This window comes from Streptomyces sp. NPDC022552 (genome assembly GCF_055561875.1).
In genome coordinates this window covers 94,041-110,269 of sequence record NZ_JBVHGJ010000010.1, presented here as the reverse complement: position 1 = coordinate 110,269, position 16,229 = coordinate 94,041, and the positions used below count along the sequence as shown (strand labels likewise).

Below are 16,229 nucleotides of genomic sequence, written 5' to 3'. Positions count from 1 at the left end.
CGATAGGTCATGGCCGCGGCGGCCTTCAGTCGCCGCTCAGAGGCGAGCCCCATGCGGGATCGTGCCACGCCTTCCCGGTCAGGCCGGTGAGAAGGTGCTCAGCCGTGCTCAGGGCGAGGTCCTGCGCCACCCCTACCTCGGTCAGCGCGGCACTGAGCCGCGCCGACGCCCCCTCCGGCACGTCCAGGCCGTTCAGGAGAGGAAGCAGCAGCAGGAGTCGGGCGGCCGGCTCGTCGACACCCTCGGCGTCCGGTGCCGGACTGTCGGCGATCCGGATCAGTTCGGGCCAGGTCAGCTCGGCTCCCGTAAGCTCCCCTGTCCCACAGGCGGCCTGCCGGAGACCGTCCCCCACGGGTCGGGTGAGCACGAAGTCGATGCCGTGGTCGCCGAGCAGGTTGCGGAAGACCACGACAACTCCGGAGCCGTCCGCGCCGAGTACCCGGAAGACAGGCCGGCTTTCAGGATCGAAGAGGACCTCGGCCAAGGCGTCGACATCGGCGCCGTCCTCACCGAACCACTCCGGAACGGGACGCTCGGTGCCGGCTCCGCCGGCGCAGATCTCCGACAGGTAGTTCGACCAGAAACCCGGGCGAGCAAGCAGCGGCTCCCCGGCGTCCAACGGGCCGTGTTCGTATCCCTCGATCACCATCCGCGTGCTCAGCCTGTCGTGGTCAGGCAGAAAGGATGCCCGGCCGGGTCGATGAGGACGCGCCATCGTTCGTTCGGCTGGAACTCCGGTTTCGTCGCGCCAAGGTTCAACAGGAGACGCTCCGCTTCGTCGAGATCATCGACGGTGAAGTCCAGATGGAACTGCTGGGGCACGTCCTGGCCGGGCCAGACGGGTGCCCGGTATCCGTCCACCCGCTGGAAGCCGATCAGCAGCCCGTCCGCCCCCGTGACGCCGGCGAAGTCGTCGTCGGACTTCGGGTGCAGTTCGAGACCGGTGGCCTGCTGATAGAAGGCGGCCAGGGCCTGGGGATCGGCACAGTCGAGCGTGATGGCCGACAGCTTCATCGGCGAAGGCATGGCAACAACTCCTTGGCGCGCTCGGACACCGTGATGCCGAACCGGTCGGACGTCACAACGTAGTGATCAACTCCCCACGTCGCCAACACATTCACGCCGGGCGCCACCCGGCCAGGGCTCCTATCCTGCGGGAATGAACTCCCTGTCGGTGGACGAGATCCGAGCGCTGCACATGAAGCACGCGCCCAGCGCAGAAGCCTTCGAGCTCGTCTTCACGCACTGCGAGATCGTGTGGAAGATCGCGCAGCAACTGCTCCCCGTTCCCGGCCTCGCCCTCGACAGGGAACTGGTCCGTGCGGGCAGCCTGCTCCACGACATCGGCGTCTATCGCCTCTACGACGCCGAGGGTCGGCTGGACAAGCGGAACTACGTACGCCACGGGCTGCTCGGACACGAGATCCTGGCCGGGGAGGGGCTTCCGGAGGCCCTGTGCCGATTCTGTTCCTGCCACACCGGAGTCGGACTGACCCGCCACGACATTCGCGAGCAGGGGCTGCCGCTGCCGCCGGGGGACTACACGGCGGCGACGCCCGAGGAACGACTCGTGATGTACGCGGACAAGTTCCACAGCAAGACGACCCCGCCGACCTTCGTACGCCCCCACACGTACACCGCCCACATCTCCCGTTACGGCGAGCACAAGGTCCAGGCCTTCAACGAACTGCGCGCCACCTTCGGCGACCCGCACCTCGGGCCCCTCTCGGATGCTCATGACCACGCCGTGATCTGAACCGTTCCGCGTCCGCTTGATTCGCTCATACGTGCGAATATTCGTTTACGCTGGAACCATGACCGCACGACGACCGCAGATGCCCGGCCTCCAGGGCTCGCTCTTCGACCAGGGCGCCGACATCCGGCCCGGGCCCCTGGACGGGGTCCGGCGGATCCCGCTCGGCCGCGGTGCCTGGGTCGACCACCTGCCCGGGTGGTTCCACGGGGCCGACGCGCTCTTCGAGGAGTTGGCCGCGGGCGTCCCGTGGCAGGCCGAGGAGCGCAAGATGTACGACAACGTGGTCGCCGTACCCCGCCTCCTCGCGTACTACCGCGAGGGCGCTCCCCTCCCGCACCCCGCACTCCTCGACGCCCGCGAGGCATTGAGCGCCCACTACGCCTCCGAACTCGGTGAGCCCTTCGTCAGCGCCGGTCTCTGCCTGTACCGCGACGGCCGCGACAGCGTCGCCTGGCACGGCGACCGCACGGGGCGCTCCGCCACGCACGACACCATGGTCGCGATCCTCTCCCTCGGAGACCCCCGCGACCTCGCCCTCCGCCCGCGCGGCGGCGGCCCCGTCGCGCTCAGGCTCCCCCTGGGCCACGGCGACCTCGTGGTCATGGGCGGCTCGTGCCAACGCACCTGGGAACACGCCATCCCCAAGACGAGCCGCGCCGTCGGGCCCCGTATCAGCGTCCAGTTCCGGCCCCGGGGCGTCGGCTGACCCGTGCGCGCAGCCCCCGGGCAGGCTTGTCACCGGCACCGCATACCATGACCGCTCATGAGCGCGAGCGAGGACCGAAGACCCCTGGTCGACGGGCGTTTCCACCTGATCTCCCGGCTGGGCAGCGGCGGCATGGGCACTGTCTGGCGAGCACGCGACATCGCCCTGGAGCGCGATGTCGCCCTCAAGGAGGTGCGGCCGCCCGACCCCGCCCTCGAGGAGGCCAACCCCGGACTCGCCGCCCAGATGCGCGAACGGGCCGTCCGCGAGGCACGGGCCCTGGCGCGCCTCTCGAATCCGCACGTCGTGACGATCCACCACATCGTCGAACCCCAGGACGGCTCGCACCCGTGGATCGTCATGGAGCTCGTCGAGGGATGCTCGGTGTACGACCGTCTCGCCGAGGGCCCCATGTCCGTCGAGGAGGCCCTCGCCCTCGGGCGGCAGGTCCTGTCCGCCCTGCGCGCCGCCCACTCCGCCGGCATCCACCACCGCGACGTGAAACCCGCCAACGTGCTGCTCCGCCCCGACGGCAGCGCCGTCCTCACCGACTTCGGCATCGCCGTCATCAGCGAGGCGACGTCACGGCTCACCGCCACGGGCGACCTGATCGGCTCGCCCGAGTTCATCGCCCCCGAGCGGGTGCGTGGCGAGGAGGGCAACCCGGCCTCCGACCTGTGGTCGCTCGGGATGCTCCTGTACGTCGCCGTCGAGGGCCACCACCCGCTGCGCCGGTCCACGAGTCTCGCGACCGTCGTCGCCGTGCTCGACGACCCGATCCCGGCACCGGTGAGGTCCGGCGCGCTGGCTCCCGTACTGGCTCGACTTCTCGTACGTGACCCGGCGTTGCGTCCCGACGGGGCGCAGCTGGAACAGCTGCTGGCCGATGCCGCGTCCGCACCGTCCGGCACGAGGTCCCCGGCGGAAGCGACCCCAGCTCCGTTCGGCCCGCCGTACTCCCACCCCGCGTACGCGCCGCAGCAGCCGGCCGCGCAGCCGTGGCACAGCCCCACCGTCCCCTCGCACGCCCCGGCGCACGCGTCTCCGGCGGTCGGCGGAGGGTTCGGTCCTCCCACGCTGCCCGTAGCGCCCTCCGGGCCTCCCCGCCCGCGCCGCCTGACCGCGGTGCTCGCCGCCTCGCTCGCCCTGGCGGCCGTCGTGGTCGTCGTGGGCGTCGTGAAACTGCTCCCCGACGGCGGCGCGGATTCCGGGGCCAAGGGCGGCGCGACGACCCCGACGAACGCGGACCGTACCCCGGGGCGCGAGACATCCGCCGGCGGTACGGGGAAGGGCGTCGAGACGGAGCCCGGCACCGCGCCCACGCCCAGCGGCACCCTGCTCACGACGGCGAACGTCCGTACCGTCATCAAGGCGTTCCGCGAAGCCAGCGGTTCGACGACGATGAAGGAACTGACGATCTACGAGGGCTATGCCCGCGCCTCCATCCCGACCCGGCCCGGTGCGAAGACCTATGACGCGTACGAGTACCGCGACGGGGTCGCCCGCAGGACCGGCCCGGGCGGAACCATCGATGCCGACGCGGCCGACGAGCAGCCGTTCGATGCCGCCGCCATGCCCTGGGACGACCTTCCCGCGCTCATGAAGCGCGGAGAGAAGGAGCTGAAGGTCGAGCGCCCCAGCATGCGCTACGTCATCGTCGACCGCTGGACCTTCAACGACGACCGCCCGACCCTGCGCTTCTACCTCATCAACGAGTACAGCGCGGTCGGCTACCTCGCCGTCGACAGCAACGGAAAGGTCGTGTCCACCTACCCGTCGTCGTGAAACGGGACGTCCGCCCGGGCCCTTGGACTCAGACGATGCGGGTTCCCGCTCCGCTCACCCGTACCCGGGTGTCGCCTGCGCGCAGTTCCACCGTGATCAGGCTCGGGCGTCCCATGTCGGCGCCCTGGTGGAGGGTGAGGACCGACGCGTCCGGCACCAGGCCGAGTTCGCGGGCGTACGCCCCGAAGGCACCGGCTGCCGCGCCCGTCGCGGGGTCCTCCACGACACCGCCGACGGGGAAGGGGTCGCGCACGTGGAAGACGGTCCCGGACTCGCGCCACACCAGCTGCACGGTGGTCAGGTCGAGCCGGTGCATGAGCGCTTCGAGGCGGGAGAAGTCGTACGCGAGGTCGGCGAGGCGCTCCCGGGTCGCCGCACCGAGGACGAGATGGCGGGCGCCCGCGAATGCGATCCGCGGGGGCAGGGCGGTGTCGAGGTCGGCGGCGGGCCAGTCGAGCGCGGCGAGCGCCTCGGCGAGGTCCGCGTCGCCGATCCCCTCGACGTACGGTTCGACCGTGGTGAGCGTGGCCCGCATGGCGCCGGCGTCCTCGGTCACGCTCACCGGCACGGTCCCCGCCCGCGTCGCGAACACGAGGTCGCCGGAGCCGATCCGCTCGCCGAGGGCGACCGCTGTCGCCACGGTGGCGTGACCACAGAACGGGACCTCCGCCTTGGGGCTGAAGTACCGGATCGTGAAGGCCCGCCCACTCGCGCCGCCGAGGTCCGCGGGCGGGGCGGTCAGGAACGCCGACTCGCTGTAGCCGAGGTCGGCGGCGACGGCGAGCATGGCGCTCTCGTCGAGTCCGGCGGCGTCCAGGACGACGCCGGCGGGGTTGCCGCCTTCGGGGTCGGTGGAGAAGGCGGTGTAGCGCAGGACCGCGGGCTGTGTCGTCATGATCGTCACAACTCCGCGACCGGGCGAACAGTTCCCGCGGGCGTTCGCCGCGATCGAGCCGTCCCGCACCGGGCCCACCTGCCGGCCTACGCCCCGCTCAGCGGGAGCGGGGCATTCCCGCCGGGCAGAGTGCGGCGCCGGCCCGGAAGGGACGGCCCCGAGGTCAGGCCATCTGTGCCAACGCGCCGAGCGCCGCCTGCTCGGCCGTCTCGCGGTCCTCGGCGACCAGTCCGATGCGGGTGCGGCGGTCGAGCAGGTCGGAGGCGTCCAGGGCGCCTTCGTGGCGGACCGCCCAGACCAGTTCTGCGCAGGTGACGGGGTGGCCGGGGACGACGGGCCGGGCGAGGTCCGGGTTCGTGACGCCGAGGGCGTGCACGGCCGGTGCCTCGGTGCCGTAGCGGCGTACGAGGCGAGCGGGCACGTCGAGGTGGGCCAGGGTCCGCGGCCGGGCGGCGCCGACGAGCGGAGTGGAGGCGGTGCGGCACGGGCCGGCGGTGAGGCCGCGCGCGGCCACGGCGGCGTCGACGGCGTCCTGCGCCATGCGCCGGTACGTGGTGAGTTTGCCGCCGACCACCGTGACGACGCCGTCGGGCGAGGTGAGAACGGCGTGCCTACGGGAGATGTCGGCGGTGCGGCCCCCCTCCCCGCGGGTGTCGAGGAGTGGGCGCAGACCGGCGAAGGCCCCGACCACGTCCGCGCGTCGGACGGTGACGTCGAGGGCGGAGCCGAGGACGTCGAGGAGGAAGCCGATGTCGGTCTCGGGAACCTCCGGCACGTCGGGCACGTCGCCGTCGACAGGCTCGTCGGTGAGCCCGACGTACACCCGGCCGTCCTGCTGGGGGAGGACGAGGACGAAGCGGTTGGTCTCGCCCGGGATCGGGATGTGCAGACCGGCGGAGAGCCGGCCTCCGAGGTCGACGTCGCGCAGGACGAGGTGGGTGCCACGCGAGGGACGCAGCCGCACGTCCTCCACGAGACCGCCCGCCCACACCCCGGTCGCGTTGACGACGACGCGCGCGCGGATGCGCAGCTCCTGACCGGTCGTCTCGTCCCGTACCCGTGCACCGTCGCCGGTGAGTTCGAGGGCGCGGGTACGGGTGAGGACCCGGGCCCCGTGCGCGGCCGCCGTACGGGCGATGGCGGTGACCAGCCGGGCGTCGTCGGTGAGTTGGCCGTCCCAGGAGAGCAGCCCGCCGCGCAGCCCCGTGGGGCGCAGGGCGGGGGCGAGGTGGCGCGTCTCGACGGCGGAGAGGGTACGCGGCGCGGGCAGCGTGGCGCGTGCCGTACGGGCGGAGGCGCGCAGCAGATCGCCGGCGATGAACCCGGCGCGCGCGAGGGCGGCCTGGCCGCGGCTGACGAGCGGGGTGAGAGGCAGGACGAAGGGCTGGGCGCGGACCAGGTGGGGAGCGGTCCGTTCCATCAGGACGCCGCGCTCGACGGCGCTCTCGTGGGCGACGTCGAGCTGTCCGCTGGCGAGGTAGCGCAGTCCGCCGTGGATCAGCTTGGAGCTCCAGCGGGACGTGCCGAAGGCGAGGTCGTGGGCGTCGATCGCGGCGACGGAGAGGCCGCGCGTCGCCGCGTCGAGCGCGGCCCCCGCTCCGGTGGCGCCGAGTCCGACGACCAGGACGTCGACCTGGGCGCCGTCGGCGAGTTCGGCGAGCTCGCGGCTCCGGCGTTCTGCGTCGAGCGACGAGGGGTGCGCATGGCTCTTGGGGCTCATGGGGTGAGGGTCCTCTCCAGCAGGGTGCGCAGCTCGTCCAGGAAGGCGGCTTCGCTCAGGTCGGGATCGGTCTCGTCGGTCATGGTGCGCAGCGAGAGCGTGAAGGACTGCACGACGAGCAGCAGGGACCTCGCCTGCAGGTCCGCGGGCGCGCGGCGTACGGACCCGTCCGCGTGGCCCTCGCCGAGCGCCGTGACGAGGAGGCGGAGGAAGGCCTCCTGGCTCGCGCCCCGGCGGTCGAGGATGTAGGGCAGCAGCAGCTCGGGGTCCACGTCGAGGATCTTGTGGAAGAGCGGGTGGGCGCGGAACGCGGCGGCACCCGCGACGAGCCCGTCCACGATCCGCGACCGCACGGGCCGGCCGTCGCCGTCGACCGGCATGGCCCCGGCGGCGACGGCGATCCACTCTCGGGTCATCAGGTCGCCGACGAGGCTGCGGACATCGGGCCATCGTCGGTACAGCGTCATCCGGGACACGCCCGCGCGCCGGGCGACGTCGGTCAGGGTCGTGCGCCGTACGCCGACGGCGAGCACGCAGTCGCGTGCGGCGTCCAGCACGGGATCTGCGTCCGAGTGGTTGTGACGAATGGGCGTCATCTGTCACAGTGTAATGCCAGTACGGGCCGAGCGGCAGCACCGTCCGTGAATCAGACCGAGAGGAACGTCTCGAAATGGACATGTTGTGGAGCGGCTGGGGCGACCCGGCCAAGGCGGCCCCCCTGCCCGACGCGGTGACCGGCCTGCTGCGTGACCTGCTCGGCGTCACCCCTCGCCCCAGCGGCCCGTCGACCCTCGACGACATCGAGCCCCCCGCCCCGGCACTTCCCGACCAGGCGCGCGACGCGCTGCGAGCCGCGCTCGCCGCCCCGGACGCCCTGCGTGAGGACGCCGAGAGCCGTATCCGGCACACCCGCGGCAAGTCCACCCCCGACCTGCTCCGTATCCGGGCCGGCGAGGTCGACGACATCCCCGCCGCCGTCGTCCTCCCGGCCGACCACCACGAGGTGCTCGCCGTGCTGCGCGCCTGCGCCGTCCACGGCCTGTCCGTCGTCCCGTTCGGCGGCGGCACCTCCGTCGTCGGAGGCCTCACGCCCGAGACGAAGCGGCCGTTCGTCGCCCTCGACCTGCGCCGTCTGGACCAGCTGCTGGCCGTCGACGACGTGTCCCGTACCGCCACACTCCAGCCCGGCCTGCGCGGGCCCCAGGTCGAGGCGCTGCTGAACGAGAAGGGCTGGACCCTCGGCCACTTCCCCCAGTCGTTCGAGTGGGCGTCCGTCGGCGGCTTCGCCGCGGCCCGCTCCAGCGGCCAGGCCTCCGCCGGGTACGGCCGCTTCGACGAGATGGTCCTCGCCCTCACCGTCGCGACCCCCGAGGGCACGCTGGAGACCGGGCGCGCCCCGCGCTCGGCCGCCGGCCCCGACCTGCGTCAGATGATCCTCGGCTCCGAAGGCGCCCTCGGAGTCATCACGGCGGTGACCGTGCGGATCCGTCCCCTGCCGCGAAAGCGCGTCTACGAGGGCTGGCGCTTCGCCTCCTTCGAGGCCGGGACCGCCGCCCTGCGCCGACTCGCACAGGAGGGCCCGCGCCCCACCGTGCTGCGGCTGTCGGACGAGACCGAGACGTTCGTCGGACTCGCGCAGCCCGACGCGATCGGCGCCACCGACACCCCGCCCAGCTCCGGCTGCATGGCGATCGCCGGCTACGAGGGCACCGAGGAGGAGACGTCCGTCCGGCGCGCCGCTGCCCGCGAGATCCTGCTCGCCTGCGGCGGGGAGTACGTCGGCGAGGAACCGGGCGACCGGTGGGAGCACGGCCGCTACAACGCGCCGTACCTGCGCGACGCTCTGCTCGACGCCGGCGCCTTCGCCGAGACGCTGGAGACCGCCGGCTTCTGGTCCACGCTGCCCGAGCTGTACGCGGGGGTGCGCGACGCGCTGACGAGCACCCTCACCGAGGCCGGCACCCCGCCGCTGGTCATGTGCCACATCTCGCACACGTACGAGAACGGCGCCTCGCTGTACTTCACCGTCGTCTCGGCGCAGGGCGAGGACGCGGTCGCCCACTGGGCCCCCGTGAAGCAGGCCGCCAACGACGCGATCCTGGCGGCGGGCGGCACCATCAGCCACCACCACGGCGTGGGCACCGACCACCGCGACTGGTACGCCCGCGAGATCGGCCCGCTGGGAGTGCGCATGCTCCAGGCGGTCAAGGCCGAGGTCGACCCGTCGGGCGTGCTCAGCCCCGGGGTGCTCATCCCCGTCCGCTGACCGTCCGTCGGCCCGTCCCGCCGCTGACCGACCGCCGGCCCGTCCCGGCCGTCGACCGCAGGCTGCCCCCTCCCGTCCGCTGACCCTTCTCCCGCCCGGAGGCCTGATCCATGCGACAGTTCACCGCCGTCGTCAACCCCACCGCCGGGGGATCCAGCGGGACGGCGGCCCTGCTCCCGCTCGCCCGCCTGCTGCGGGAAGCGGGCGCGCGGCTCGACACCGTGTACAGCCGCAACCTCGAACACGCGCAGGACCTCGCCCGCAAGGCGGGAGCACAAGGGCACGTCGTGCTCGCCGTGGGCGGGGACGGGATGGCCGGCTGCGTCGGTGGCGCGCTCAGCGGTACGGACATCGTGTTCGGCCTGGTCCCCGCGGGCCGCGGCAACGACTTCGCCCGCGCACTGGAGCTGCCCACCGATGCCCCGGGGCTCGCGCGGGTGCTGCTCGACGGCGTACCGCGCGCGGTCGACACGATCGAGGTGGAGTCCGCGGCGCACGCGCGGATCTCCGTCCTCGGCAGCGTGTACGCGGGCGTCGACGCGGTCGCCAACCGCCACGCCAACGCCTCGCGTCTGCTGCGCGGTGCCGCGTCGTACTACGCGGGCGGCCTGCGGGCCGTCCTCGCGTGGCGGACGGCCACGTACCGGATCACGATCGACGGCGTGCCGCACGAGCGCGACGGCTACACCGTGGTCGCGGCGAACTCCGGCTATTACGGCTTCGGCAGAAACGTCGCACCCGGCGCCAGCCTCGACGACGGGCTGCTGGACGTGGTGGTGATCGGGGACGCGCCCAAGCGTCACTTCTTCGCGACCATGAACGAGCTGAAGACGGGTGCTCACGTGAACCGCCCCCAGGTGGAGATCCTGCGCGGCAAGGAGATCCGCATCGAGGCGGACCGCCCGCTCCCGTACGGCGCCGACGGCGAGGTCGACGCCACGCTTCCGGTGACCGTGCGCGTGCAGCCGGGGGCGCTCAACGTCCTGGTCTGACCCGGCCAGGAGAGGGCGGCGCCCCACAGCCGCCCTCAACCACGACGATGGGCCACCCGCCTTGGCGGGGGTGGCCCATCGTCATCACGGCAGGTGCGGACCCCGCGTCATACCGCCGTAAACCCGCAGGTTAGAGTCGTGAGTGGTCGCGCCGCCGCACCAGGGTGATGCGCGGGACCGGGCCGGCTGTCGATCACAGTGCCCCCGCCGACATCCTCCACCGCTCCTGCCCCACCCGGCCCCTCGGCCGCCTGCCAGAGAAACAGCGCACATGAGTACCGACGCCCCCCTGCGTCCCGAGCCCACCCGCACGACCCCCGAAGCCCCCGGACCCCGCCCGAGCCTCCGTACCCGTCTCCGTTCCCGGCGGTTCGGCGGCCGCGCGCCGGCCAGGCCCACGCCCGTGGCCGCGTTCCACAGCGTGAGTGCCGCGACAGCCGTTCTGCTGGCACTCGTCGCGATCGGCGCGGTCATCCACGAACCGGTCCTCATACCCCCGCTGGCCGCCAGTGCCGCTCTGGTCCACGCCGCGCCCACACTGCCCCTCGCCCAACCCCGCAGTGTCGTCGTCGGCCACCTTCTCGGCGCCGCCATGGGCTACGCAGCCCTCGCCGCCGCGGGCAGCAACGCGTGGACCGCGGCCGTCGCCGCCGGTCTCACCCTGGCGCTCACCACGTTCGCCCGCACGCCGCACGCCGCCGCGTGCGCGACCGCCGTCGTCATCGTGCTCCAGACACCCGCGCCCGCCCGATTCGTCCCCCTCCTCTTCGGCTCCACGGTCCTCCTCGTGCTGACGGGGTACGCCGGCTCCCGCATCCGCCGCACATCACCGAGGTACCCCGCCTACTGGTGGTGACCCGCGTCCCGTCGAGCCGCCCCCGGCCCGCGAGGACGGCTTCCGTACGGCCCCGGGACGGCGCCGTCAGGCCCACGTCTGGGAGTAGTACTCCTGGTAGTTGCGCCGGCCCTGCCTGGCCTCGATCCAGCGGCTGATCAGCAGCAGGACGAGGCTTGCCGCGACGACGGCGAGGCCGGGCGCCACACCCCCGAGAGGCCCGAAGCCGTCCGCGATGCCGGAGACGATGCCCGGACCCGATCCGGCCCCGGTGCCGCCCGCTCCGGGCCCCGCGCCGGGCGGACCCGCCTGGGCGTCGGCCGATGAGCCGGGCCCGGGGGAGGGGGAGCCCGTGGTGGAGTCCTCCGCGGGGGTGCTGGGCACGGGCGAGGAGGGAAGGCCCGGACTCTGCACCTGTCCCGGGTCCGTCCGGCCGACCAGCCTCACCCCGAGTGTCTGCATCGCCGTCACCGCCGGCTGGAAGTAGGTGATGCCGCCCCGAGTGCAGTTGCCGTTGCCGCCGGAGGTCACACCCAGGGCGAGTCCCCGGGTGAACAGGGGACCGCCGCTGTCGCCGCGCTCCGCGCAGACCGTGGTCTCGATCAGCCCGGTGACGGTCCCTTCTGGGTAGTTGACGGTGGCGTCGAGGGCGGTGATCCGGCCGGTCCGCAAGCCGGTGGTGCTGCCGCTGCGGAACACCTGCTGGCCGACGACCGGCTCGGCCGCACCGATGATCCGTACCCCACGCCTCCCGTCGAGCGTCACCACGTCGGTGTCGTCGAGCGACGCGCCGTCCGCGTACCGTACGAGGGCGAAGTCACCGCCCGGGAAGTCGGCCGTGACGGTGGTGCCGAGAGGGCTGGAGTCGTCCGGATTCCGGAACCAGGTGGTGCCGGCGGGACCGCAGTGTCCGGCGGTCAGGATGTAGACGTCGCGGCCGTCGGTGACGTTGAAGCCCGCCGAGCACCGGCCGCCGTCCGTGAAGATGGGGGCCGCCCCGCTCACCCGGGTGGTGAACCTGCCCTCCGTACGTTCCATCCGGACGACGTCTCCGATGCCCCCGGCCACCTCGGACAGCCGCGACCAGTCGCCGGCGGAGACGGTGCTGTCGGCACGGACGACGATCCGGTTGGCGGAATAGTCCGTCACCCACGCGGTGCCGGGGACCCGGGGCTGGGCCGCGAGGGTCTCGGTCGCGGCGCGGAGGCGGTCCATGCTGTACCGCACCATCTTGGGTACGACGCCCACCCGCCGCGCCTCCGCCGCCGCTGCGGGGTCGGTCACCCCGACGACCGCTCGGCCGTCCGCGCCCGTCCAACTGCCGGCAGTCCGGTTGTCGCCGAGCCGCGTGACGACGTCCGCCGCCGCCCGCGTCTCGTCGCCGCCCGCCCTGAGCGTGCCGACCGTGCCCGTGCCGGACCCTGACGGTTCGCCGGCCATCGCATGCGTGACCATCAACGAACCGCACACCAGCCCGCCTGCGGCGGCGAGCCGCACAAAGCGCCTCACGCCCCGTCGCGCGTGCTTCATCCCGCGCCCCCTTGTCGTGCCGCCGCGCCGTTTCCACCAGTACGGTCCCGCCGACCGGGACCCGCCTGTCTGTACGTGCGGGGAGCCGCGCATGTTCAACGCGACTGTCATCCGCCTTACCCCGCACCGGACTTCACGACGGTGCGGGTCCCCCGGACGTTCGCGCGACGCATCGCCCGCGGACAAAGCGCTCGCCCTGCCCGGTGGCCGGTGCCTACCCTGAGCGCAGCGGGACCGCGCGATCCCGCAGGCTGCGGGGCTGTGGCAGAGCGGCCCATTGCGATCGGCGGGGGCGATGCTCCGCTCACGCCGACTGAGGGGGACCTGGCGGGCATGCCGCTCCCCGTCCGCGGGTTCGAATCCCGCCGGCACCGCAGCCGACCAGGCCCCTGGCGGCCGCCCCCGCCCGGGGCACGGCCCGCGTCGCCCGAAGCGGCGGGTGACCCCGCCTGAGAGGGGCGGCGGAGCCAGATCCCGGTGACGAGGCGGGGCCCCGGCGTGACAGTCGTACTCAGCCGTGGGGCCCGCGGCGTGTACGCGGTTGAGTACGGGCGCTCAGGCCTGTGGCGTGGTCGCGGTCCGACGATGGGGGAGCTCCCCGCGACCGTAAGGAAGGGCCCCGCATGCTCAGTCGCCTCGCCGCCGCAGTCGTCCCCGCCCTGGGGCGGCTGGCCGTCACGGCCGACATCCCACGGGTTCCCGAGGGCGGCGCCGTGATCGTCGCCAACCACACCAGCCTCGCCGACCCTCTCGTGGTCCTCGCGGCCTTGCGCCGTATGGGCATTGAGCCCGTCGTGCTCTGCGCAGCGGGCCTCTGGCGCATTCCACTGCTCGGCCGCGCCCTGACCCGCGAGGGGTACGTTCCCGTGCGCCGAGGGACCGCCCGGGCCGCCGAGGCCCTGACCGGAGCGGAGGCCGCCCTGCGGGCCGGACGCCACGTCCTGGTCTACGGCGAGGGCTGCATCCCCGATCGCCCGGACTCGGCGGACGCACCGCCGCAGGCCTTCCGCAGCGGGCCCGCCCGGCTGGCAGCCGCCGCCGGGGTACCCCTCGTCCCACTCGGCCAGGCCGGCGCCCGCCGCATCACCTCGGGCGGCGCCACCAAGCAGCTCGCCGGACTGCTGACCGCGCCGCTGCGCCGACCCCGCCTGCACGTCCACATCGGTGCCCCGCCGCGTCTGCCCGCGGACACGGCCTCCGCGACCCAGGTCGCCCGGCAGTCCGTGACGCACGCATGGCGGACCGCCGCCGACCGGCGCGTGCCGAGCAGCCCACGACCCATCCGCTGAACGCAGGCCGACGCGATCGATCGCCCCGACGCTCGGACGTCCGGTCCGAGGCAGGCACGGCGCTGTTCGGCACGGGCATGTCCGGCCATACTCGGGGCGAGGGCAGCAGCGACGGAGGGGCCATGGCATGGGCGGCGACGAAGCGAGCCCGGTGCATGAGCTGTTCACCCTCGGCACGCTGATCCTCTCCGAGCCGAAGCGGTCCGTCCTGCGCCGCTATCGCGGCCCGAAGATGCAGGTGGCCGTCGAGGACGGTTCGGTCCTGGCGCACCTTCATGAGCGCGGAACGCTCTCGTACGTGCTCCAGGACCTCGGGGGCCGGCCCGTTCTGGGAGTCGGCCTCGTCTCCCAAGGGGCCCTCGCCCGACCGCGCTTCCGGCTGACCGACGGCGTGGGCCGCCCCATCGGCGAGGCCCACGCGCCAGGCCGGGTCAATCGCACACGACTGCTCGACGTACGTACCGAGAGCGGCGCCCTGCAGCTCACCCGTAACGCGGTGATGGGCAGGACCTGGTTCGTACAGGACGATCTCGACCGCGCGGTGGGCCGGGTGACGGTCTCGACGTGGCGCTCGCTGGACGGCCTTCAGCAGTACCGGGTCGAACTGTACCGAGGAGCCGGATACGAGCAGCGGCGGCTCGTGGTGGCGGCGACCGTGTGCCTGCAGGTGGTGCGGCGCTGGGCGACCGCCCCTCAGGGCACGCCTGCCTGACGCCTGACGCGCCCTTCCGGAGCGCGCGGAAACAAACCTACTCGCGCGTCTATCGCGGGGGCGTCGATCACTGCTACAAGGGTGACGCTTCAACAACTCCTGCCCCCACGACCTCACATGGAGCGTCTTGTCATGCATGCGTCGAGATTAAGATGGGTTCTTCCCGCGTTCCTGGCCATGGCCGCCGCCACCCTGGGCCTCGCCCAGCCCGCATCCGCCGCCACGGCGGCGGGGGAGCGCTACGTCGCCGTCGGTGACTCCTACTCCTCGGGCGTCGGCGCCGGCAGCTATCTGTCCGACAGCGGCAGCTGCCAGCGCAGCAGCAAGGCCTATCCGTCCCTGTGGGCGGCGGCCAACGCCCCGGCCTCGTTCTCCTTCACCGCCTGTTCGGGGGCGACGACCAGTACGGTCAAGAACAGCCAGCTGACCCCGCTCGACAGCTCCACCACGCTCGTCAGCGTCACCGCCGGAGGCAACGACGTCGGGTTCGCGAACGTCATGCAGACCTGCGTCCTGCAGAGCGAGGCGACCTGCGTCAACGCGGTGAACAGCGCGATCTCGCAGGTCAACAACACCCTGCCCGGCAGCCTTTCGTCCCTCTACGGCGCCATCCGGAGCAGGGCCCCGCAGGCTCACGTCGTCGTGCTCGGCTACCCCCGCTTCTACCAGCTGAACGGCAGCTGCATCGCCGGCCTGAGCGAGAACGAGCGCGCGGCGATCAACCGGGGCAGCGACGCCCTCAACGGCATGCTCGCGAAGCAGGCCGCCAACGCCGGATTCTCGTACTCCAGCGTCGTGGACGAGTTCACCGGCCACGAGATCTGCTCGGGCAACGCCTGGCTGCACAGCCTCACGGTGCCCGTCTCCAACAGCTACCACCCCACGGCCGCAGGTCACTCCGGTGGCTACCTGCCGGCCTTCCGCTCCGTCGCCTGACCTCCCGAGGTCTTCCCGGATCGCATCCCCGGGGCCGTCCGCGCCCAGAAGTCGACGCGGGTAGACCGCACTTGGCCCCATCCGGCACCGCCGCACACTTCCGCTTCCATCCGCCGCAGTCCGCACCAGGAGGAAAGCACATGAGGTATCCGCAGGCCCCGCACAGCACTCAGGCCGCCGACACGACCGCACGCCGCACACCAGGAACCGCACTCCGTGCGATCCTCACCGTCCTCGCCGTCGTGCTCGGGGCCTTTCTCGCCCCCGGCGTGGGCGTACTGGGCGGTGCGACCGAAGCGCACGCGGTCACCAAGATCAGCCACGCCACGGCCACCTCGATGTTCCGCAGCTCCGGGATCACCTGGTCCTCGTCCGGCGGCTGCTCCAACCGCAACAACCCCACCTGCACCTCCTTCGAGCAGCTCAACCTCGCCACCGCCCAAGGCGCCCAGACCCTCAAGAGCGCGAGCGGCTGCGCCCTGAACATCACCGGCGGCACCGAGACCGGCCACGCCTCCGGCACGTACTCGCACTGGAACGGCTACAAGCTCGACTTCGGCAAGGCCACCTGCGTCACGAACTACGTCAAGAACACGTTCACCTACATCGGAGTGCGAGGTGACGGTGCTCCGCAGTGGAGGTCCGGCGCCGGCAACGTCTACGCCGACGAGGGCAACCACTGGGACGTGACCTTCTACAACTGCGGCGGCTGCTGAACCGTCAGCTGCCGTGCGCGGCGAAGCGTCCGGGCGGTGCGCCCGGACGCTCCCACGGACGGGCCGTCCGGAGGGAGGGGCCCAGTGACGG

The 16,229-nt window shown here is 72.8% G+C and carries 16 protein-coding genes; 10 read left to right on the top strand and 6 right to left on the bottom strand.

What is annotated here, in order from left to right:
* Positions 1–25: 25 nt before the first annotated feature.
* Positions 26–649 carry a hypothetical protein gene (locus ACZ3OF_RS24810; protein ID WP_467306830.1) on the bottom strand — a complete coding sequence of 208 codons (624 nt, stop codon included), beginning with the start codon at positions 647–649 and terminating at the stop codon, positions 26–28.
* Positions 650–657: 8 nt separating this feature from the next.
* Positions 658–1,026 (bottom strand): VOC family protein, encoded by a 369-nt coding sequence (locus ACZ3OF_RS24805; RefSeq protein ID WP_361674161.1) that lies wholly within the window; start codon positions 1,024–1,026, stop codon positions 658–660.
* 133 nt (positions 1,027–1,159) lie between these two features.
* Here ACZ3OF_RS24805 and ACZ3OF_RS24800 point away from each other — a divergent pair, with 133 nt between their 5' ends.
* Genes ACZ3OF_RS24800 through ACZ3OF_RS24790 form a run of 3 tightly spaced genes read left to right on the top strand, consistent with a single transcriptional unit; the run spans position 1,160 to position 4,247 of the window.
* Positions 1,160–1,756, top strand: a complete 597-nt coding sequence (locus tag ACZ3OF_RS24800; RefSeq protein WP_467306827.1) for an HD domain-containing protein — start codon at positions 1,160–1,162, stop codon at positions 1,754–1,756.
* A gap of 58 nt (positions 1,757–1,814) precedes the next feature.
* On the top strand, positions 1,815–2,462 hold the full coding sequence (locus tag ACZ3OF_RS24795) for an alpha-ketoglutarate-dependent dioxygenase AlkB (protein WP_361674165.1): 648 nt from the start codon (positions 1,815–1,817) through the stop codon (positions 2,460–2,462).
* A 57-nt stretch (positions 2,463–2,519) separates the two neighbouring features.
* Positions 2,520–4,247 (top strand): serine/threonine-protein kinase, encoded by a 1,728-nt coding sequence (locus ACZ3OF_RS24790; protein WP_467306824.1) that lies wholly within the window; start codon positions 2,520–2,522, stop codon positions 4,245–4,247.
* A gap of 28 nt (positions 4,248–4,275) precedes the next feature.
* Here the strand turns inward: ACZ3OF_RS24790 and ACZ3OF_RS24785 are convergent, their stop codons facing one another.
* From ACZ3OF_RS24785 to ACZ3OF_RS24775, 3 genes are all read right to left on the bottom strand, one after another.
* Positions 4,276–5,142, bottom strand: coding sequence for a PhzF family phenazine biosynthesis protein (locus ACZ3OF_RS24785; RefSeq protein ID WP_361674169.1), 867 nt, complete (start codon positions 5,140–5,142; stop codon positions 4,276–4,278).
* A gap of 163 nt (positions 5,143–5,305) precedes the next feature.
* Entirely contained in the window at positions 5,306–6,862 is a 1,557-nt protein-coding gene (locus ACZ3OF_RS24780; RefSeq protein ID WP_467306822.1) for a glycerol-3-phosphate dehydrogenase/oxidase, read from the bottom strand.
* Complete coding sequence (locus tag ACZ3OF_RS24775; RefSeq protein WP_467306820.1) at positions 6,859–7,458, bottom strand: TetR/AcrR family transcriptional regulator; 600 nt, start codon at positions 7,456–7,458, stop codon at positions 6,859–6,861. Before ACZ3OF_RS24775 ends, ACZ3OF_RS24780 begins: the two co-directional genes overlap by 4 nt.
* Positions 7,459–7,532: 74 nt before the next feature.
* Between ACZ3OF_RS24775 and ACZ3OF_RS24770 the strand changes: the two genes are divergently transcribed.
* The 3 genes from ACZ3OF_RS24770 to ACZ3OF_RS24760 all read left to right on the top strand — a co-directional run bounded on the left by ACZ3OF_RS24770 (position 7,533) and on the right by ACZ3OF_RS24760 (position 10,976).
* Complete coding sequence (locus tag ACZ3OF_RS24770; protein WP_361674175.1) at positions 7,533–9,128, top strand: FAD-binding oxidoreductase; 1,596 nt, start codon at positions 7,533–7,535, stop codon at positions 9,126–9,128.
* 110 nt (positions 9,129–9,238) lie between these two features.
* A complete protein-coding gene (locus ACZ3OF_RS24765) occupies positions 9,239–10,120 on the top strand; it encodes a diacylglycerol/lipid kinase family protein (protein WP_361674177.1) in 882 nt (293 codons plus the stop codon).
* A 271-nt stretch (positions 10,121–10,391) separates the two neighbouring features.
* On the top strand, positions 10,392–10,976 hold the full coding sequence (locus ACZ3OF_RS24760) for an HPP family protein (RefSeq protein WP_361674179.1): 585 nt from the start codon (positions 10,392–10,394) through the stop codon (positions 10,974–10,976).
* Between the two features lie 66 nt (positions 10,977–11,042).
* On the opposite strand, the gene ACZ3OF_RS24755 is transcribed toward ACZ3OF_RS24760, so the two are convergent.
* A complete protein-coding gene (locus ACZ3OF_RS24755; RefSeq protein ID WP_361674181.1) occupies positions 11,043–12,485 on the bottom strand; it encodes a S1 family peptidase in 1,443 nt (480 codons plus the stop codon).
* Between the two features lie 623 nt (positions 12,486–13,108).
* On the opposite strand from ACZ3OF_RS24755, the gene ACZ3OF_RS24750 reads away from it, so the two are divergent.
* From ACZ3OF_RS24750 to ACZ3OF_RS24735, 4 genes are all read left to right on the top strand, one after another.
* Complete coding sequence (locus tag ACZ3OF_RS24750) at positions 13,109–13,774, top strand: lysophospholipid acyltransferase family protein (RefSeq protein WP_361674183.1); 666 nt, start codon at positions 13,109–13,111, stop codon at positions 13,772–13,774.
* Between the two features lie 127 nt (positions 13,775–13,901).
* Entirely contained in the window at positions 13,902–14,486 is a 585-nt protein-coding gene (locus ACZ3OF_RS24745) for a hypothetical protein (protein WP_361674185.1), read from the top strand.
* A 132-nt stretch (positions 14,487–14,618) separates the two neighbouring features.
* Positions 14,619–15,422, top strand: coding sequence for an SGNH/GDSL hydrolase family protein (locus ACZ3OF_RS24740; RefSeq protein WP_361674187.1), 804 nt, complete (start codon positions 14,619–14,621; stop codon positions 15,420–15,422).
* A gap of 140 nt (positions 15,423–15,562) precedes the next feature.
* A complete protein-coding gene (locus tag ACZ3OF_RS24735; protein WP_361674189.1) occupies positions 15,563–16,138 on the top strand; it encodes a hypothetical protein in 576 nt (191 codons plus the stop codon).
* Positions 16,139–16,229 lie beyond the last annotated feature (91 nt).

Coding starts and splice junctions, on each gene's coding strand:
- ACZ3OF_RS24795 (WP_361674165.1), top strand. CDS start 1,815: ATGACCGCACGACGACCGCAGATGCCCGGCCTCCAGGGCTCGCTCTTC.
- ACZ3OF_RS24810 (WP_467306830.1), bottom strand. CDS start 649: ATGGTGATCGAGGGATACGAACACGGCCCGTTGGACGCCGGGGAGCCG.
- ACZ3OF_RS24790 (WP_467306824.1), top strand. CDS start 2,520: ATGAGCGCGAGCGAGGACCGAAGACCCCTGGTCGACGGGCGTTTCCAC.
- ACZ3OF_RS24785 (WP_361674169.1), bottom strand. CDS start 5,142: ATGACGACACAGCCCGCGGTCCTGCGCTACACCGCCTTCTCCACCGAC.
- ACZ3OF_RS24740 (WP_361674187.1), top strand. CDS start 14,619: ATGCATGCGTCGAGATTAAGATGGGTTCTTCCCGCGTTCCTGGCCATG.
- ACZ3OF_RS24770 (WP_361674175.1), top strand. CDS start 7,533: ATGGACATGTTGTGGAGCGGCTGGGGCGACCCGGCCAAGGCGGCCCCC.
- ACZ3OF_RS24745 (WP_361674185.1), top strand. CDS start 13,902: ATGGGCGGCGACGAAGCGAGCCCGGTGCATGAGCTGTTCACCCTCGGC.
- ACZ3OF_RS24805 (WP_361674161.1), bottom strand. CDS start 1,026: ATGCCTTCGCCGATGAAGCTGTCGGCCATCACGCTCGACTGTGCCGAT.
- ACZ3OF_RS24765 (WP_361674177.1), top strand. CDS start 9,239: ATGCGACAGTTCACCGCCGTCGTCAACCCCACCGCCGGGGGATCCAGC.
- ACZ3OF_RS24755 (WP_361674181.1), bottom strand. CDS start 12,485: ATGAAGCACGCGCGACGGGGCGTGAGGCGCTTTGTGCGGCTCGCCGCC.
- ACZ3OF_RS24735 (WP_361674189.1), top strand. CDS start 15,563: ATGAGGTATCCGCAGGCCCCGCACAGCACTCAGGCCGCCGACACGACC.
- ACZ3OF_RS24775 (WP_467306820.1), bottom strand. CDS start 7,458: ATGACGCCCATTCGTCACAACCACTCGGACGCAGATCCCGTGCTGGAC.
- ACZ3OF_RS24750 (WP_361674183.1), top strand. CDS start 13,109: ATGCTCAGTCGCCTCGCCGCCGCAGTCGTCCCCGCCCTGGGGCGGCTG.
- ACZ3OF_RS24760 (WP_361674179.1), top strand. CDS start 10,392: ATGAGTACCGACGCCCCCCTGCGTCCCGAGCCCACCCGCACGACCCCC.
- ACZ3OF_RS24800 (WP_467306827.1), top strand. CDS start 1,160: ATGAACTCCCTGTCGGTGGACGAGATCCGAGCGCTGCACATGAAGCAC.
- ACZ3OF_RS24780 (WP_467306822.1), bottom strand. CDS start 6,862: ATGAGCCCCAAGAGCCATGCGCACCCCTCGTCGCTCGACGCAGAACGC.